This is a genomic window from Actinomadura sp. NPDC000929 (genome assembly GCF_040492065.1).
GTDB classification, from domain to species: Bacteria; Actinomycetota; Actinomycetes; order Streptosporangiales; family Streptosporangiaceae; genus Spirillospora; species Spirillospora verrucosospora.
In genome coordinates, this window is record NZ_JBEUPA010000171.1 from 1 (window position 1) to 16,572 (window position 16,572).

Here is a 16,572-nt window from a genome sequence, read left to right on the forward strand (position 1 = left end):
CAGGCGGGCGCGCGCGACGCCGCCCGCGGCGCGGCGCGTCAGCTCCGCCACGGGCAGCGGCTCCCGGGACGCGGCCACGATCAGGTTCCCGAAGCGGCGGCCCCGCAGCACGCCCGGGTCGCCCATCAGCAGCGCGTGCCGGAACACCGACCGGACCGTCGCGGTCACCCGGCGGGCGAACGGCAGCCGGAAACCGTCGGCGACGTTGGCCAGGTAGACGCCCCCGGGGCGCAGCACGCGCGCGGCGTCCAGGACGAACTCGCGGGTCGCGAGTTCCGGCGGCATCGACGCCCCGGCGAAGGCGTCCATCACGACCAGGTCGTCGGCCTCGTCGGCCAGGGCCGCGATCCCCGAGCGCCCGTCGGTGATCCGGATCCGCAGGCCGGGGACGCCCTTGACCGGCAGCTGCTCCCGGACGACCTGCACCAGCTCCGCGTCCGGTTCCAGCACCACCTGCCGAGAGCCCGGCCGGGTCGCGGCGATGTAGCGGGGCAGCGTGCACCCGGCGCCGCCGACGTGGACCGCGTCGAACGCCTCCCCGGAGAGGCCGAGCGCGTCGACCACGTCGCCCATCAGGCGCATGTACTCGAAGTCGAGGTAGGTGGGGTCGGACAGGTCCACGTACGACTGGGGGACGCCGTCGACGAGCAGCATCCAGCCGCCGTCGCGGTCGGCGTCGCGCAGCAGCTCCGCCTCCCCGCCGGCGATCTCGTAGGTTCGCGGACGGGGGGCGTGCCTGCCCTTGCGTGCCATGCCCCCACCCTACGGACCGCGGCCCGCGCGGCCCGCCACACCTCAGGTCTGCTCCGTCAGGTCGGTCAGGGCTGTCTCCGCCGCGAAGTGGCAGGCGCTGGGGTGGGCGGAGCCGTCCCGCTCCTCCAGGGCCGGCACCTGCTCCGCGCAGATGTCGCGCGCCTTCCAGCAGCGGGTGCGGAACCGGCAGCCGGACGGCGGGTCCAGCGGCGACGGCGGCTCGCCCTCCAGCCGGATCTGCTCCGTCCAGCCGGGCGCGTCCGGGTCGGGCACCGGGACGGCCGACAGCAGCGCCTGCGTGTACGGGTGGGTGGGGTGCTCGTAGATCTGGGCCTCGTCGCCGGTCTCGACGACCTTGCCCAGGTACATCACGGCGATCCGGTCGGAGATGTGGCGGACGGCGGCCAGGTCGTGCGCGATGAACACGTACGCCAGCCCGAGCTCGCGCTGCAGCTCGGCGAGCAGGTTCATCACCTGGGCCTGGACGGACACGTCCAGCGCCGACACCGGCTCGTCGCACACGATGACGTCGGGCCGCAGCGCCAGGGCGCGGGCGATGCCGACGCGCTGGCGCTGCCCGCCGGAGAACTGGTGCGGGTAGCGGTTGACGTGCCCGGGGTCGAGGCCGACGAGCTCCAGCAGCTCCTGCACGCGCCCGCGCCGCTCGCCCTTCGGCGCGACCTCCGGATGGACGGCGAACGGCTCCCCCACGATGTCGCCGACCGTCATCCGCGGGTTCAGCGAGGAGTAGGGGTCCTGCATGACCATCTGCACGCGGCGGCGCAGCGCCCGCAGCTCCGCCTTCGGCAGCGCGAAGATGTCGCGGCCGTCGAAGCGGACCGTCCCCGCGGTGGGGCGCTCGGCGGCGAGCAGCAGTTTGGCCAGCGTCGACTTCCCGCATCCGGACTCGCCGACGACGCCGAGGGTCTCGCCGCGCCGCAGCTCCAGGTCGACCCCGTCCACGGCCTTGATCTGGCCGACCGCGCGCTTGACCACGACGCCGCGGGTCACGGGGTAGTGCTTGACGAGTCCCTCGACCCGCAGGATCGGGTCCTCACTCGGCTCCGGCACGGTGCACCTCCTCGGCGAAGTGGCAGGCGGCCTCGTGCCCGGGGGCGACGGTGACGAGCGGCGGCCGCTCCGCCGCGCAGAGCGCCTCGGCGCGGGGGCAGCGCGGCTGGAACGGGCAGCCCGGCGGGAGCGCGGCCGGGTTCGGCGGCGCCCCCTTGATCGGGACGAGCGGGCCGCCGCGCCGGTCGAGCCGCGGCACCGAGGCCAGCAGGCCCCTCGTGTAGGGGTGGGCGGGCCGCGCGTACAGCTCCCGGGCGGGCGCCTGCTCGGCGACCGACCCCGCGTACATGACGACGATCCGGTCGGCGACGCCGGCGACGACGCCGAGGTCGTGGGTGATCAGCACCATGCCCATGCGCAGCTCGTCCTGCAGCCCGGCCAGCAGCCGCATGATCTGCGCCTGCACGGTGACGTCGAGCGCGGTGGTCGGCTCGTCGGCGATCAGCACGTCCGGCTCCAGCGCCAGCGCCATCGCGATCATGATGCGCTGCCGCATGCCGCCGGAGAACTGGTGCGGGTAGTCGCCGAGCCGCCTGGCGGCCGAGGGGATCCGCACCCGCTCCATCAGCTCCACGGCCTTGGCCGTGGACTCCCGGCGGCCGAGCCCCCGGTGCACCCGGAACATCTCCCGGAGCTGGTCGCCGACCGTGAAGACCGGATTCAGCGCGGTCAGCGCGTCCTGGAAGATCATCGAGATGCGGTCGCCGCGGTAGGCGCGGCGCCGCCGCTCGGGCAGCCCGAGCAGCTCCTCGCCGCGCAGCCGGACCGAGCCGCGCTCGACGCGGGCGGGCGGGACGTCCAGGATGCCCATCACGGCCTGCGCCGCGACGCTCTTGCCCGATCCCGACTCGCCGAGGATCGCGAGCGTCTCCCCCTCGGCGAGGGTGTACGACAGCCCGTTCACCGCGTGCACGTCCTGGTCCCGCACGCGGAACCGGACGTGCAGGTCCTCGACGCTCAGGAGCGGCGCCACCGGCTCCGGGGCGGGAACCGGGTCGTCCTTCAGGTCCGTGGTCATGTCTCGGCTCACCGCAGCTTGGGGTCGAGGGCGTCGCGGACGGCGTCGCCGAGCATCAGGAAGCTCAGCACCGTCGCCGACAGGAACAGCGCGGGGAAGATCAGCAGGTGCGGGTGGTCGACGAAGGAGTCCTTCGCCTGGTTGAGCTGGAGGCCCCAGGAGACCTCGGGGTACTGCAGGCCGACGCCGAGGAAGTCCAGCGTCGCCTCGCCGACGATCACGTGCCCCACGTTGAGAGTGGCCACCACGATCACCGGGGCGATCGCGTTCGGCAGGATGTGCCGGAGCATGATCCGCCGGTCGGACGCGCCGAGCAGCCGCGCCGCCTGCACGTAGTCGGCGTCGCGGACGGAGATGACCTGCCCCCGCATGATGCGGATCATCGTCGTCCAGCCGAGCAGGACCAGCACCAGCGTCATCGCCCACACGCCGTGCGAGGGGAACGCCACCAGGATCACGGTGGCGCCGAGCACGAACGGCAGCCCGAAGAAGACGTCGGTCAGCCGGGCGATCAGCGCGTCGACGATGCCGCCGTAGTACCCGGCGAGCAGCCCGAACAGCAGCGCGATCAGCAGCGCGAAGACGGTGACGGCGACGCCGATCAGCAGCGTCGGGCGGGCCCCGTGCACGACGTGCGCGTAGTAGTCGCAGCCCGCGAGGTCGGTGCCGAACCAGTGGTCGCCGGACGGCCCGAGCTTGGCGTCGTTGGCGTCGCAGCCCTCGTTGACGCCCGTGGAGGTGAACAGCCGCGGCGCCACGGCCATGACCGTCACGAGCGCGAGGACCGCCGCCGATCCCCAGAAGAGCCAGCGGCGCCGCAGCTCGTGCCACGCGTCGTCCCACAGCGAGGCCCGGCCGATGGCCCCGCCGGCGACGGCGACCGCGGCGGCGCTCGTCCCCGGGGCCCCAGGGCCGGGCGCCGGCTCCGCGCCCGGCGGCCCCGCGTCCGGCTGCTTGATGGTCATGCGCCCCTCACTCGTACCTGATCCGCGGGTCGAGCACCCCGTACAGCAGGTCCACGACCAGGTTGACCAGCAGGAAGATCAGCACCAGCAGGGTGACCGCGCCGACCACGACGGGCCCCTCCTTCAGCTGGATCGACTCGAACACCTGCCCGCCGATGCCCGGCAGGTTGAAGATGCCCTCGGTCACGACCGCGCCGGCCATCATGTTCCCGAAGTCGACGCCGAGATAGGTCACCACCGGGATCAGCGAGTTGCGCAGGGCGTGCCGGCCGACCACCCGCGCCCGCGACAGCCCCTTGGCGTTCGCCGTCCGCACGTAGTCGGCCCGCAGGTTCTCCGACAGGCTCGTGCGGGTCAGCCGCGCCACGTACGACAGGCCGAGGGAGCCGAGCACCATCCCGGGCAGCAGGTAGGACATCGGCCAGCCGTCGTCCGTCCCCGCCGTGGGGAAGATCTGCCAGTGCAGCCCGAACAGGAGCTGCGCGACGTAGCCGAGCACGAACACCGGCACCGCGATCACCAGCGTGGTCCCGCTGAGGACGAGGGTGTCGGCGAACCGGCCGCGGCGCAGCCCAGCCCAGATGCCGAGCAGGATCCCGACGACCAGCTCGAAGACCCAGGCGGTGAGGGCGAGCTGCGCCGTCACCGCCCAGCGCCCGCTGAGCATCTCCGACACGCTCTGGCCGGTGTAGTTCTCGCCCAGGTCGCCCTGGACGAGACCCCACATGTACTTCGCGTACTGCACCAGCAGCGGGTCGTTCAGGTTGTAGCGGTCCCGGAGGACCTCCAGGACGTTCTCCGGGACCGGCTTGTCCCCGGCGAGCGCCTGGATCGGATCTCCCGGCAGCGCGAACACCATCGCGTAGATGAGCAGCGTGGTGCCGATGAAGACGGGGATCGCCTGCAGGAGCCGCCGGAGGACGTAGCGCCACATCGCCGGCTACTTCACCGTCACTTCGGTGGCGATCAGACCCGTCGAGAACGGGGTGATCGTGACGTTGTCCACCCGCTTGGAGCGGCCGCCCTCGCCCGCCCACGTCCACAGCGGGATCATCGGCATCTCGCGGATGGCGACGTCCTCGGCCTGGTTGTAGAGCGCGTTGGCCTGCTGCGGGTCCGGCGCCTTGTTGGCCTTGGCGATGAGGTCGTCGAACTCCGTGCTCTTCCAGCCCATGCGGTTGCCCGCCGAGCCCCACATGTTCTCCAGGTAGTTCTGCGGGCTCGGGTAGTCGGCCTCCCAGTTCTGCCGGTAGGGGCCCTTCTCCTTGCGGTCGCTCAGCAGGGAGAAGTAGTCGGACGCGGGGACCTGCCGGAACTGGATGTCCTTGATGCCGAGGTTGTCGCGCAGGGAGTTGGCGACGATCCGCATCCACTGGGCGTAGGTCGGCTGCGCGTTGGAGAAGTACAGCTCCAGCGTCCCGGAGAATCCGCCGGCCTTGTCGAACAGCTGCCGGGCCTTGGCCGGGTCATAGGTGCACAGCTCGCCGCAGGCGTTGGCGCGGTGCCCGGGAATGATCGACGGGATCAGCGAGTCGGCCGGGAAGTAGCTGCCGTTGAAGACCGCCTTGTTGACGCCCTGGCGGTCGATGGCCATCGAGATGGCCTTGCGCAGGTCGGGGTTGGCGAACCGCTTGTCGAACACCGGGAGGCCGAGGTAGTCGGTGGTGCTCATCTTCCGGGCCAGGAACCGGTCGCCGAGGAGCCGCTTGGCCTCGGGGACCTTGGCGGACGGGATGGTCTGCAGCACGTCGATCCGGCCCGCCCGCAGGTCGGTGTAGGCGGTGTCCGCGCTGGAGTAGCTCTTCCAGGTCACGCCCTTGTTCTTCGGCTTGCGCGTGCCGGTGTAGCCGGGGAACGCGACGAGCTTGACCTGCTTGTTGCGCTCCCAGTTCCCGTCCATCATGTACGGGCCGTTGCCGACCGGGTGGTCGTCGAACGCCTTGGGGTCCTTGAGCCCGGCCTTCGGCATCGGCGCGTACGCCGGGTAGGTCAGCAGCAGGGGGAACTGGCTGAACGGGTCGTTCAGCGTGACCTTGAGCGTGTTCTGGTCGACGACCTCGATGCCGGAGAGCTTGTCGGCCTTCGGCTTCGCGTTCTCGTCCTCGGGGTTCAGGTCCGCGTACCCCTTGATGTACGAGAAGTAGTCGTTGGCGCCCATCGCGTTCGGCCCGTAGGCGGCGTAGTTCCACGCGTCGGCGAAGCTCTGCGCCGTCACCGGCTCGCCGTTGTGGAACTTCTGGCCCGCCCTGACCTTGATCGTCCAGACCTTCTGGTCGGCGGAGGTGACCGACTCGGCCGCCAGCGGGACGGCCTTGCCGTCCCGGGTCAGGTCCATCAGGTTGTCGAACAGCTCGGTGATCACGTCGAAGGCGTAGCTGCCGGTCGTGTTGGCGGGCATCAGGTGGTCCGGCTCGGAGTGGCCCACGGTGAACGTACCGTCGCTCGCCTTGGCGTCGTCCCCGCCGCAGGCCGACAGGCCGAGCGACGCGGCCAGCGCCACCGCCGCGAGACCCGCGACGTTCAAGCGGAGACCCCTTCCGGCACCCCTCAGGCTGGTCATGCTCCTCCTCGGCCGTGTCGTTCGGCGCACGGGCGCTTGGCCGCCCGCGGTCCTTGGAACGCTCGCAGCGTCGTACTCAGCCTGGCAGTTCGGATACGGCGCTGACGGAGTCGAAACCGGATCGAGACGAACTTGATCATTCGTTGACACGGGTCGGCGAGGGAGCAGAATGAAGCCTCGTCGCGGGAAGGAATCGGGGGCAGCGGTGGGCTTCGAGCAGGCGGGCGGGACGGCCGGCGGCACGGTGGACGGCACGACGGAGGGCGGCACGGAAGGCGGCACCGGCGGTGACCGGGCCGGCGCCGAGGCGGCCGCGATCTGCGCCGACCTCATCAGGTTCGCCACCGTGAACCGGGGCGAGGGGGTGGCCGAGCCGGAGCGCCCGGCCGCCGAGCACGTGGCCGGGCTGCTGGACGAGGCGGGCGTCGAGACGACGATCGTGGAGTCGGCGCCGGGCCGCGCGAGCGTGCTCGCCCGCGTCCCGGGCACCGACCCGTCCCATCCGGCGTTCCTGATCCACGGGCACCTGGACGTGGTCCCCGCCGATCCGGCCGACTGGACCGTTCCGCCGTTCTCGGGCGAGGTGCGCGACGGATGCGTGTGGGGGCGCGGCGCCGTCGACATGAAGGGCAGCCTCGCGATGACGCTCGCGACCGTGCGGGCGCGGCTGCGCGAGGGGCGGCGCACGCGCGGCGACCTGGTCCTGGCCTTCCTGGCCGACGAGGAGTGCACCGGCGAGCACGGGTCCCGGTACGTGGCGCGCGAGCACCGCGGGTTCTTCGAGGGCTGCACGGAGGCGATCAGCGAGTCCGGCGGGTTCAGCGTGGACGCCGGCGGGGCGCGGATCTACCCGATCGCGACCGGCGAGCGCGGCACGACCTGGATGCGGCTGACGGCGCGCGGGACCGCCGGGCACGGGTCCAAGCCCGCGCCCGACAACCCGGTCGCCGAGATCGCGCACGCGGTCTCCCGGCTGGCCTCCCACCAGTGGCCGGTCCGGCTGACGCCGGGCGTGCGGGCGCTGCTGGACGGGCTCGCGGACGCCCTCGGCACGTATATCGACCACGACCGCCTCGACGCGGAGGCGGCCCGGCTCGGCCGCGCCGGGCACCTGTTCGCCGGGACGATCCGCAACTCGGCGAACCCGACCCGGCTCGACGCCGGCTACAAGGTCAACGTCGTGCCGGGCACGGCGACCGCGCAGGTCGACGGCCGCTACCTGCCCGGCACGGGCGAGGAGTTCCTCGCCACGGTCGACCGGCTGCTCGGCCCGAAGGTGACCCGCGAGTTCATCAACTACGAGGAGGCCCCCGCCGCCGACCCGGCGGGCCCGACGTTCGCCGCGCTCGCGGGCGCGCTCCGCGCCGAGGACCCGCTCGCGCGTCCCGTCCCGTACGTGATGGCCGGGGGGACCGACGCGAAGTCGTTCCACCGCATCGGCATCACGAGCTTCGGCTTCGCGCCCCTGCTGCTCGGCCCCGAGCTCGACTACTTCGGGATGTTCCACGGCGTGGACGAGCGGGTCCCGCTGGACGGCCTCGCCTTCGGAACCCGCGTCCTGGACCGCTTCCTCGACACCCGTTAGAGAAGGCAGGGGGTCCCGGCGCGCGCGGCCACCGGAACCCCCCAGGCCTCTCCCCTGTCACCGGGACTTCTGATAGCTCCGGAGCGAGTGGACCGCGAGCCCGACCGCGGCCGCGGTCAGCACGAGCAGCCATCCGCCGTGCGCCGCGACGGCGGACCAGTCGGGATCCTCGGCGAGCGCGCCGCGCGACGCGTCCAGGGCCCAGCTCACCGGGTTGCCCGCCGCGACGTGCCGCATCCAGGCCGGCATCAGGCTCTTCGCCATGAACGCCGACGACAGGAACGTCAGCGGGAGCAGCAGCATCACGTTCAGGCCGATGATCGTGTTGCGGTCGCGCACGAGCAGCGCGAGCGTGTTGGACAGCGCGGCGAGGACCACGCCGATCAGCACCGCCGCCGCGACCAGCACGGCGACGCCGCCGGGACCGCCGGCGTAGTGCGCGCCCGCCGCCCGGCCCAGCGCGATGATCACGAGCGACTGGAACGCCGTGCTGAGAGCCTGCTCGATGACGCCGGCGTTCGCGATCGCGCCGCGCCGCACCGGCGCGACGAGGAACCGGTCGAGGGTGCCGCGCTCGATCTCGTCCATGGTCGCCATCCCGGCGAACGAGTTCAGCGAGACCGCGTTCATGACCACCACGCCGGGGACGATGTAGTCGAGGTAGGACTGCGCGCCGAACCCGGGCAGCTCCGCCACCTTCCTGAACAGCTGGCCGAAGAGGAACAGCCAGATCATCGGCTGCGCCAGCGTCATGACGACGACGGCGGGACTGCGCACCAGCGCGGTCAGCCGGCGGTGCGTCATCCACCAGGTCCCGGTCGCGAGCGCGGTCATCGGACGCCTCCGGCAGCGGTCTCGGCGGGGTCGGGTGCGTCGGCCCGCGCGAACCGCCGTCCGGCGTAGCGCAGGTACACGTCGTCCAGCGAGGGCCGCGCGACGGTCGCCGCCGCCGCGGGGACGCCCGCCTGGTCGAGGGCGGCGAGGACGGCGGGCACGGTCGACGCGCCGTCGTCGGCGCGGGCGCTCAGGCGCGGCCCGTCCAGGACGATCTCGCGCACGCCGGGCAGGCGGCCGAGGGCCTCCCGCACCGGCGGCTCGGGCGGCGCCTCCCGCCACTCCACGTGGACGGCGTCGCCGCGCAGCTCGCCCTTGAGGGAGTCGGGGGTGCCCTCCACCACGACGCGGCGGCGGTCGACGATCGCCAGCCGCCGCGCGAGCCGGTCGGCCTCCTCCAGGTAGTGGGTGGTCAGCAGGATCGCGAGCGCGTCGTCGCCCGCCAGCCGCGCGATCTCGGCCCACAGCGACGCGCGGGCCTCCGGGTCGAGGCCGGTGGTGGGCTCGTCCAGGAACAGCACCCGCGGCCGGTGGACGAGGCCGAGCGCGACGTCGAGGCGCCGCCGCATCCCGCCGGAGTAGGTCTTCACCGGCCTGTCCGCCGCGTCGTCCAGCCCGAACCGGGCGAGGAGCTCGGCCGCGCGGCCGCGCACCCGCGCCCCGCCCATCCCGTGGAGGCGGCCCTGCAGGACGAGGTTGTCGCGGCCGCTGGCATCGGGGTCGGCGCCGGACCGCTGGGACACCACGCCGATGACGTGGCGGACCCTGTCGGGCCTGCGCAGCACGTCGTGCCCGGCCACGGCCGCGGAGCCCGCGTCCGGCCGGACGAGCGTGGTGAGGATCTTGACGGTGGTGGACTTGCCCGCCCCGTTGGGGCCGAGCAGCCCGAGGATCTCGCCCGGCCCGACCGTGATCGACAGGCCGTCCAGGGCCCGGACGTCGCCGGGGTAGTTCTTCACGAGGCCCTCGGCCTCGATGGCATGCGCCATGTTCTCCTCCGTGCCAGGAAACGTGCCGCACGAAGGGCCCCGGATAGGCTGGTGTCGCGTCACGCCGCCAGGGCCCGCCTCGCGCGGGTTCTCGGTGGTGGGTCCGGGCCCGGCGGCGGTGTTGCAGCACCGCCGCCGGGCCTTCCGCTCGCTAGTCCTCGGGGGCTCCCCTCTCCGCCAGCTCGGCGATCTCGGGCGGCATCTCGCCGGTCGCGTGGAAGGACCGCCACAGGTCGAGGTGCGGCAGCGTGCCGTCCTCGATCTCGGCGAGGAAGCCGCGCACCCACGCGGCCTCGGCGCGCCGCATCGCCAGGTCGTACTCGGTTTCCAGCAGGAAGAGGCGCGGCACCTCCTTCTCGCCGTCCAGGGCGGCCTGGTCGGCGGCGATCTCCCGCTCCATGGCGTCGAGGCGGCCGCGCAGCAGCGCCGTCACCTCGTCCGGGCCGAGCGCGCCGAGGACCGAGAGCCCCGCCTCGAACCGCGGCCGCTCGCGCTCGGGCACCCCGATCAGCTCCCGGACCCAGTCGGCCAGCTCGTCGCGTCCCGCGTCGGTGATGCCGTAGACGGTGCGCTCGGGCCTCGCGCCTTCCCTGGCGCTGCCCTCGACGGCCAGGAACCCGTGCTTCTCCAGGTTGCCGACCACGGTGTAGAGCGAGCCCCACTTGATGTCCATGTCGCGGTCCTTGCCGCGGGCGCGCATCAGGGACGCCATCTCGTACGGGTGCATCGGCCTGGCGGAGACGGTCGACAGCACGGCGAGCCCCAGCAGGTTGCTCACCTTGCGCCGCTTGGCCATCCCCGCCTCCTCGTGAACGAGTATTTGTGCACGAGTATTGCAGCCGCGGCCGCCTCCGTCCACCCCCGATGCGCGCGCACCCGGCGCGGGTAGAGATCGGACGTGGACTTCTCCAGTGCGGCCGACGACCTGTACGGCGTCCTGCCCGCCGACTTCGTGGAGACCCGGAAGCGCCTGGCGCAGGAGGCCAGGAAGGAGGGCGACGCCGCACTCGCCAAGCGGATCGGGGCACTGCGGCGCCCCACGCTCTCGGCATGGGCGGTGAACCTCCTCGCGCGCTCGGCCGCGGACGAGATCGCCGGGCTGCTGGACGTCGGCGAGGAGATGCGGGCGGCCTGGGGCTCGGGCCGCGGCCTCGGGGACCTGGAGCGGCGGCGTGCCGGGCTCGTCGCGTCGCTCGTGCGGACCGCCGGCCGGCTCGCCGCGGACGCGGGCAACGCGCTGCGCGAGCAGGCCGTCCGCGAGGTGGAGGACACGCTCCAGGCGGCCACCGTGGACGCCGCCGTCGCCGAGGAGGTCCGCGAGGGACGGCTGTCGCAGCCCCGCAGCCACTCCGGGTTCGTCCCCGCCGGGTTCTCCACGGCGCCCGCGGACCGGCATGAGGGCCCGAAGACGAAGGCCGCGGACAGGCCCGCCCGGCAGAAGCCGCCGCCCGAGAAGAAGGCCGAGCCGGAGAGCAAGGCCGAGCCGCAGAAGAAGGCCGAGCCGGCGAGGTCGAACGTCACGCGCACGAGCGCCGCCCGCGCCAAGCGGGCGGAGACGCTGCGCAAGCGCGCCGAGCAGGCCGAGGACAAGCTGGCCGAACGTGAGGAGCGCGCCGACGCCGCCCGGCGCGAGGCGCGGGAGGCGTCCGCCAGGGTGGGGCATCTCCGGCACGAGCTGGAACGGGCGATCGCCGAGCGGGACGCCGCGTCCAGGAGGGCGGACCGCGCCGAGGAGAACCGCGCCCGCGCGGAGGAGGCCGCGCGCGAGGCCCGCGAGGCCGCCGCCGAGGCGCGCCGCGCCGCCGACCGCGACCCCCACTCCGCACGCCCCGCCCCGAAGGCGGGGCGAGGATAAAAGGGATCTCCGGGATGAAGTAGGTTCTTCCCGAACGCGATTCGACAATAGAGGGGGCACGCGGTGGCGGCACCGGTCGTGGAGCAGCCGACTGACTGGACCGAGCCGGGCGCTCATCCGGTGGCGCCGGGGGTGCACCGGATCCCCCTGGGCCTGCCGATCCCGTCGCTGCACGCCGTCAACGTGTACGTCATCGAGGACCCCGAAGGCCTCGTGGTCGTGGACTCCGGCTGGGCCATGCCCGACACGGAGGCCTCGCTCGAAGGCGCCCTCGCCACCCTCGGGCACCGGCTGGACGACGTGGCGCAGTTCCTCGTCACCCACGCCCACTGGGACCACTACTCGCAGGCGCTGGCGCTGCGCGAGTCGTTCGGGACGCGCGTGCGGATCGGGCGGGGCGAGCGGCCGTCGATCGAGGCGTTCGACGCTCGCCGGGGGCTGCACCCCCGGCAGGTCGAGCTGCTGCGCCGGTGCGGCGCGGACGAGGTGGCCGACGAGATCGCCGGCAGGCCTGTGGAGCGTTCCGAACGGGACGTCCCGCACACCATGCCGGACGCGTGGCTGGACGACGGGGAGCGCGTCGTCCTGACCGGACGGGGCCTGGACGTGTTCGCCACCCCCGGGCACACGCGCGGCCACGTCGTCCTGCGCGACGCGGCGGCCGGGCTGCTGTTCGCGGGCGACCACATCCTGCCGCACATCACGCCGTCGATCGGGCTGGAGACCGAGCCGGAGCCGAAGCCGCTGCGCAGCTACCTGGAGTCGCTGCGGCTGGTCCGGGACATGCCCGACACCGTGCTGCTGCCCGCGCACGGCCCCGTGCGGCCGAGCGTGCACACCCGGATCGACGAGCTGCTGGAGCACCACGCCGAGCGGCTGGACGCCGCCGCCGCGCAGGTGCGCGCCGGGCGCGCCACGGCCTTCGAGGTGGCGACCGCGATGCCGTGGACGCGCCGCAGGCGCAGCCTCGGCGACCTGGACGCGTTCAGCCGGATGCTGGCCGTGCTGGAGATCGAGGCGCATCTGGACGTCCTCGCCGACCGGGGCGTTCTGGACGCCCACGAGGAGGGCGGCGTCCGCCGCTACGCCGCGCGGCGCTGACTCCCCGGGCCGGGCGCCCGGAGACGCCCGGGTTAGGCTGATCTTCGATTCCCCGGCGGAAGGAGCGGCGATGACGGTCGCCCCCGAGTTCACTGCGATCACCTCCGCGGCGGAGCTGCGCGAGCTTCTCGGCGCGCCGATGCGGCGGGCGGTCGACAAGGAGCGGGTCGCTCTGCACGAATGGGACCGCCGGTGGCTCGCCCGGTCCCCGCTCTGCCTGATCGCCACCAGCGACGCCGCGGGGAACTGCGACGTCTCCCCCAAGGGCGACCCTCCGGGCTTCGTGCACGTGATCGACGACACGACGATCGCCATCCCGGACCGCCCCGGCAACCGCCGCGCGGACGGGTTCATGAACGTGCTGAGCAACCCGCACGTCGGCCTGATCTTCCTCGTGCCGGGGCGCGGCGAGACGCTGCGGATCAACGGCCGGGCCACGCTCGTCAGGGACGCGCCGTTCTTCGGCGAGATGGTCGTCAAGGGGCACCGGCCGGCGCTCGCGCTCGTCGTGGACATCGAGCAGATCTTCTTCCACTGCGCGAAGGCGCTCATGCGCTCCCGGCTGTGGAAGGCGGAGTCGTGGGATCCGGAGGCGCTGCCGCCGCACGCCCGGATCGTCAAGGACGTCCAGTACACCGAGGAGAGCGTCGAGGAGCTCCGGGAGTACTACAGCGAGGCGAACTACAGCAAGAAGCTCTACCAGGCCTGACACGGCCGGGGCGGCTGAGGAGACGGAACGACCCCCGCGCGTTCCGCGCGGGGGTCCTTCGGCGGTGCGGCCCGGTCAGCCGCTCTTGCGGCGGAACTGCCGCTGGTGGTCGGCGCGCTCGTGGGTGCCGCGCACCTTCGAGCCGCTCCGGCCGCCGGAGCCGGCGTTCTTGCTCTCCGCGCCGCGCTTGCGCTCCAGCGCCTCCCGGAACCTGCGCTTCACCTCGTCCTCGCCGTCTTCGGGCGCTCCTTCGGAGTCGGCCATGCGGACCTCCAGCTCTTGTATGGGCACCCCTAGCGTCACACACCCCGCGGTGGACGCGGGCCCGTGCACGCCGAAAGATCGCCGTGGGAGATTCCAGCATAAACCGGCCATCGGCAAACGTTCTCTCCTAGGGTTTGTGCACGTGGAGCCCCAGACGCCGCAGGCCGAGCCCGTCCCCGCCCATCCGCCGCTGGAGGCGCTCGCCGTCCAGCCGCTGCTGAACCCCGACTACGAGTCCCGGCCCGCGGCGTTCTACGAGCGGCTGCGGGCGGAGTACGGTCCCGTCGCTCCGGTCGACGTCCTCGGGGTGCCGGTCTGGCTCGTGGTCGGCTACAGCCAGACGCTCGACATCCTGCGCGACCACCGCGGGAACTGGAGCCGGCGGGTCGGCGCCTGGCGCGCGTACCGGGAGGGCGCGGTCCCGGCCGACTGGCCGATGCTGCCGGTGGTCGAGTCCGACAACTGCGGGTTCCGCGACGGTGCCGACTCCACCCGGCTGCGCGGCGCCTGGAGCGAGGGGCTGCGGCCCTTCCAGGACCGGAGCCGGCCGGAGGCGAAGGCGCTGGAGCTGGCGGTCCGCCGGTACGCCGACGAGCTGCTCACCGTGATCTCCGAGAGCGGCGGCCGGTCCGGTTCGGCGGACCTGTCGGCGCAGTACGCGCGGCCGCTGCCGCTGATGGTGATCGGCCGGCTGCTCGGCTCGGAGGCCGACGACGGCGACGAGCTGATCCTCGACCTGTGGCGGGTGATGGACGCGGGCCCGGACGCCCAGGAGGCGTCGGCCCGGCTGATCGCACGGGTCGCGGACCTGTGCGCGGCCCGGGTCGCCGCCCCCGCCGAGGACCTGCCGTCCTTCATGCTCGCCGCCGTGCCCGACCTGACCGCCGAGGAGCTGACCGGCGAGATGGCGATGATGACCGGCCTCGTCGGCGACGTGACGGGAACGCTCATCTGCAACACCATCACCGAGGTGCTGATCGGCGAGACCGGCGCCCGCGACAGCCTGTCGGCCGGGATGCTCCAGGAGGCGATCAACCGGGCCGCGGCCGCCAACCCGCCGATGGCGAACCTGGCGTTCCGGTGGGCCAAGGCCGACGTGCGGCTCGGCCGGTTCCAGATCGCGGCGGGCGACCCGGTCATGGTCTCGCCCGCCGCCGCGCACCAGGACCCGGCGTTCGCGGCGGGCGGCGCGCCCGACTCGATCTACAGTTCGCGCGCCCATCTGGCGTGGAGCGCCGGCCCGCACGCCTGCCTCGGCCGCGACCTCGCCACCACCATCACCACGATCGCGGTGGAGCGGCTGTTCGAGCGGTTCTCCGGGCTGCGGCTCGCGCTGCCCGCCGACCAGCTCGCGTGGCGCTCCTCCCCGCTGATGCGCGGCCTGCGGTCGCTGCCGGTCACCTACGAGCTGGCCGGAAACCCGCCCGAGCCGCGGCCCGCCCCCGCCGCCGAGGAGGCGGCCGAGCAGGAGGCGCCGGACGAGGGAGGGCAGGCCTCGCTGGTGCGGCGCGTCCTGCGGATGATGCGGCTGTCGCAGTCCTGACCGGCCTCGTCCACCGCGGAACGCGCCGGGTCACCCGGCGGCGGGCTCCCCGATGCCGTCCACCTCGACGGTCCACACGCCGTCCATGACCTCGGTCAGGGTGAGCCGCAGCACCAGCGCGGAGCGTCCCTCCGCCGCGGTCCACAGCGGGAGCGCCACGCGGTAGGCGCGCTCCCCGCCCGACACCTGCTCGACCCCGGTCACCTCCAGGTCCGCGAAGGCGTCGTCGGGCGGGCTGATCAGTTCGCGCCCGGACGCGGTCACCGCGTCGGCCATCTGCGCGGCGCTCAGCCTGCGCCCCTCGGTGAGGGTCTCAAGCTCCTCGTAGTCGCCGCGGACCAGCAGCCCGACCACGACCCGGACCGCGTTCACGCCCTCTTCCGCCAGCATGCGCCACACCGTACCGCGCCGCCGCCGCGAGACCGCCCGCATGTTTGGACACGCGCGCCCGGGAACGTTCCGTCCGGTAGACGGCAGGGAGGAAGAGATGCCAGACAAGAGTGACAAGCACGGCGCGAAGCTCGACGAGGAGATCGGCCGCGAGACCCAGGGAATGGTCAGGGGCGGCCACCCCACGCACGCCGAGGAGTTCAAGGAGACCGAGCCGTTCTCGAACGACTACCCCGCCGACCCGGCCGCGGCCACCGCCGGGGACCGCGAAGGCTCCCCGCCCGGGATGAGCGCGCAGGACGTGGAGGGCCGCAGCGCCCTGGCCCGGATGCTCAGCGGCGTCCGCTACCCGGCCCGCCCGAACGAGCTGGTCCGGCACGCGGCCGAGGGCGGAGCTCCGGACGGGGCCCTCGACCAGCTGCGGACGCTGCCGAAACGCGAGTACGAGAACATCGCCGACGTGGCGGAGCAGCTCGGCTACGGCCGCGAGGAGCGGCGCTACTGACCGGACTGACCGGCACTACTGAGCGGCACTGCTGATCTCGGCGCCGCGCCCGCACCACCGGCCCAGCGCGTCCCGGATCGCCGCGGCGCGGCGGTCCGGGGCCGTCTCGTCGGTCGCCCAGGCGATGTAGCCGTCCGGGCGCACCAGTGCGGTCGTGCGCGTGGCGCCGCCGGCGACGGCGCAGTGGACGCGCCCGGCCCACCGCTTCGTCGCCAGGTAGGTCACCGCGGGGTCGTTGGCGGCGACGACCAGGACGAACCGCCCGTCCCCCAGCAGCCGGAACAGGCTGTCGGCGCCGCCCGCGAGCGGGACGTCCGGGGCCCGCCTCCCGGTCAGGGGATGCGAGCCGCGCGGCGCCGGGTAGGCGATGTCGATGCCGGAGACCGCGGCGGCGACCCGCCGCGCGGCGGGCGGGACGCGGGTCGCCGCG

18 protein-coding genes are annotated in these 16,572 nt (G+C 73.6%); 6 read left to right on the plus strand and 12 right to left on the minus strand.

The window, feature by feature from the left end; all coding sequences use genetic code 11:
• The 6 genes from ABWI04_RS36635 to ABWI04_RS36660 form a co-directional block, all read right to left on the minus strand.
• Positions 1–753: spermidine synthase (locus ABWI04_RS36635; protein WP_353835253.1), on the minus strand; the 753-nt coding region annotated here is incomplete at its 3' end.
• 42 nt (positions 754–795) lie between these two features.
• On the minus strand, positions 796–1,824 hold the full coding sequence (locus tag ABWI04_RS36640; RefSeq protein ID WP_353835254.1) for an ABC transporter ATP-binding protein: 1,029 nt from the start codon (positions 1,822–1,824) through the stop codon (positions 796–798).
• Complete coding sequence (locus ABWI04_RS36645) at positions 1,808–2,842, minus strand: ABC transporter ATP-binding protein (protein ID WP_345179154.1); 1,035 nt, start codon at positions 2,840–2,842, stop codon at positions 1,808–1,810. Before ABWI04_RS36645 ends, ABWI04_RS36640 begins: the two co-directional genes overlap by 17 nt.
• Before the next feature lie 8 nt (positions 2,843–2,850).
• Entirely contained in the window at positions 2,851–3,807 is a 957-nt protein-coding gene (locus ABWI04_RS36650) for an ABC transporter permease (protein WP_353835255.1), read from the minus strand.
• 7 nt (positions 3,808–3,814) lie between these two features.
• Positions 3,815–4,741: an ABC transporter permease gene (locus ABWI04_RS36655; RefSeq protein ID WP_345179157.1), complete on the minus strand. Its 927-nt coding sequence runs from the start codon at positions 4,739–4,741 to the stop codon at positions 3,815–3,817.
• Positions 4,742–4,747: 6 nt separating this feature from the next.
• On the minus strand, positions 4,748–6,331 hold the full coding sequence (locus ABWI04_RS36660; RefSeq protein WP_345179159.1) for a peptide ABC transporter substrate-binding protein: 1,584 nt from the start codon (positions 6,329–6,331) through the stop codon (positions 4,748–4,750).
• A gap of 205 nt (positions 6,332–6,536) precedes the next feature.
• Here ABWI04_RS36660 and ABWI04_RS36665 point away from each other — a divergent pair, with 205 nt between their 5' ends.
• Entirely contained in the window at positions 6,537–7,952 is a 1,416-nt protein-coding gene (locus tag ABWI04_RS36665) for a M20/M25/M40 family metallo-hydrolase (RefSeq protein WP_353835256.1), read from the plus strand.
• Between the two features lie 57 nt (positions 7,953–8,009).
• Here ABWI04_RS36665 and ABWI04_RS36670 read toward each other — a convergent pair whose 3' ends face one another.
• The 3 genes from ABWI04_RS36670 to ABWI04_RS36680 form a co-directional block, all read right to left on the minus strand.
• Positions 8,010–8,786, minus strand: coding sequence for an ABC transporter permease (locus tag ABWI04_RS36670; protein WP_353835257.1), 777 nt, complete (start codon positions 8,784–8,786; stop codon positions 8,010–8,012).
• Complete coding sequence (locus ABWI04_RS36675) at positions 8,783–9,775, minus strand: ATP-binding cassette domain-containing protein (RefSeq protein ID WP_353835258.1); 993 nt, start codon at positions 9,773–9,775, stop codon at positions 8,783–8,785. The genes ABWI04_RS36670 and ABWI04_RS36675 overlap by 4 nt, the downstream gene beginning before the upstream one ends.
• Before the next feature lie 151 nt (positions 9,776–9,926).
• The gene (locus ABWI04_RS36680; protein ID WP_353835259.1) at positions 9,927–10,571 is read right to left on the minus strand and encodes a PadR family transcriptional regulator; all 645 of its coding nucleotides are present in this window, start codon (positions 10,569–10,571) and stop codon (positions 9,927–9,929) included.
• A 102-nt stretch (positions 10,572–10,673) separates the two neighbouring features.
• On the opposite strand from ABWI04_RS36680, the gene ABWI04_RS36685 reads away from it, so the two are divergent.
• From ABWI04_RS36685 to ABWI04_RS36695, 3 genes are all read left to right on the plus strand, one after another.
• Positions 10,674–11,630, plus strand: coding sequence for a hypothetical protein (locus ABWI04_RS36685; protein WP_353835260.1), 957 nt, complete (start codon positions 10,674–10,676; stop codon positions 11,628–11,630).
• 63 nt (positions 11,631–11,693) lie between these two features.
• Entirely contained in the window at positions 11,694–12,731 is a 1,038-nt protein-coding gene (locus tag ABWI04_RS36690; protein ID WP_353835261.1) for an MBL fold metallo-hydrolase, read from the plus strand.
• Positions 12,732–12,801: 70 nt separating this feature from the next.
• On the plus strand, positions 12,802–13,440 hold the full coding sequence (locus ABWI04_RS36695; RefSeq protein WP_345179174.1) for a pyridoxamine 5'-phosphate oxidase family protein: 639 nt from the start codon (positions 12,802–12,804) through the stop codon (positions 13,438–13,440).
• 75 nt (positions 13,441–13,515) lie between these two features.
• Here ABWI04_RS36695 and ABWI04_RS36700 read toward each other — a convergent pair whose 3' ends face one another.
• On the minus strand, positions 13,516–13,704 hold the full coding sequence (locus ABWI04_RS36700) for a DUF5302 domain-containing protein (protein ID WP_345179176.1): 189 nt from the start codon (positions 13,702–13,704) through the stop codon (positions 13,516–13,518).
• Between the two features lie 142 nt (positions 13,705–13,846).
• Between ABWI04_RS36700 and ABWI04_RS36705 the strand changes: the two genes are divergently transcribed.
• Positions 13,847–15,247, plus strand: coding sequence for a cytochrome P450 family protein (locus tag ABWI04_RS36705; RefSeq protein WP_353835262.1), 1,401 nt, complete (start codon positions 13,847–13,849; stop codon positions 15,245–15,247).
• 30 nt (positions 15,248–15,277) lie between these two features.
• On the opposite strand, the gene ABWI04_RS36710 is transcribed toward ABWI04_RS36705, so the two are convergent.
• Positions 15,278–15,637, minus strand: a complete 360-nt coding sequence (locus tag ABWI04_RS36710) for a DUF7668 domain-containing protein (RefSeq protein ID WP_345179179.1) — start codon at positions 15,635–15,637, stop codon at positions 15,278–15,280.
• A 97-nt stretch (positions 15,638–15,734) separates the two neighbouring features.
• Here ABWI04_RS36710 and ABWI04_RS36715 point away from each other — a divergent pair, with 97 nt between their 5' ends.
• The gene (locus ABWI04_RS36715) at positions 15,735–16,142 is read left to right on the plus strand and encodes a DUF2795 domain-containing protein (protein WP_345179180.1); all 408 of its coding nucleotides are present in this window, start codon (positions 15,735–15,737) and stop codon (positions 16,140–16,142) included.
• 15 nt (positions 16,143–16,157) lie between these two features.
• Here the strand turns inward: ABWI04_RS36715 and ABWI04_RS36720 are convergent.
• The coding region (locus ABWI04_RS36720; RefSeq protein ID WP_502913209.1) for an aromatic-ring hydroxylase C-terminal domain-containing protein at positions 16,158–16,572 on the minus strand (415 nt) is incomplete at its 5' end.

Bases quoted from the DNA above. Each gene is read 5' to 3' on its own strand.
- ABWI04_RS36645 (WP_345179154.1), bottom strand. From the start codon at position 2,842: ATGACCACGGACCTGAAGGACGACCCGGTTCCCGCCCCGGAGCCGGTG.
- ABWI04_RS36650 (WP_353835255.1), bottom strand. From the start codon at position 3,807: ATGACCATCAAGCAGCCGGACGCGGGGCCGCCGGGCGCGGAGCCGGCG.
- ABWI04_RS36655 (WP_345179157.1), bottom strand. From the start codon at position 4,741: ATGTGGCGCTACGTCCTCCGGCGGCTCCTGCAGGCGATCCCCGTCTTC.
- ABWI04_RS36665 (WP_353835256.1), top strand. From the start codon at position 6,537: ATGAAGCCTCGTCGCGGGAAGGAATCGGGGGCAGCGGTGGGCTTCGAG.
- ABWI04_RS36670 (WP_353835257.1), bottom strand. From the start codon at position 8,786: ATGACCGCGCTCGCGACCGGGACCTGGTGGATGACGCACCGCCGGCTG.
- ABWI04_RS36675 (WP_353835258.1), bottom strand. From the start codon at position 9,775: ATGGCGCATGCCATCGAGGCCGAGGGCCTCGTGAAGAACTACCCCGGC.
- ABWI04_RS36680 (WP_353835259.1), bottom strand. From the start codon at position 10,571: ATGGCCAAGCGGCGCAAGGTGAGCAACCTGCTGGGGCTCGCCGTGCTG.
- ABWI04_RS36695 (WP_345179174.1), top strand. From the start codon at position 12,802: ATGACGGTCGCCCCCGAGTTCACTGCGATCACCTCCGCGGCGGAGCTG.
- ABWI04_RS36700 (WP_345179176.1), bottom strand. From the start codon at position 13,704: ATGGCCGACTCCGAAGGAGCGCCCGAAGACGGCGAGGACGAGGTGAAG.
- ABWI04_RS36710 (WP_345179179.1), bottom strand. From the start codon at position 15,637: ATGCTGGCGGAAGAGGGCGTGAACGCGGTCCGGGTCGTGGTCGGGCTG.
- ABWI04_RS36715 (WP_345179180.1), top strand. From the start codon at position 15,735: ATGCCAGACAAGAGTGACAAGCACGGCGCGAAGCTCGACGAGGAGATC.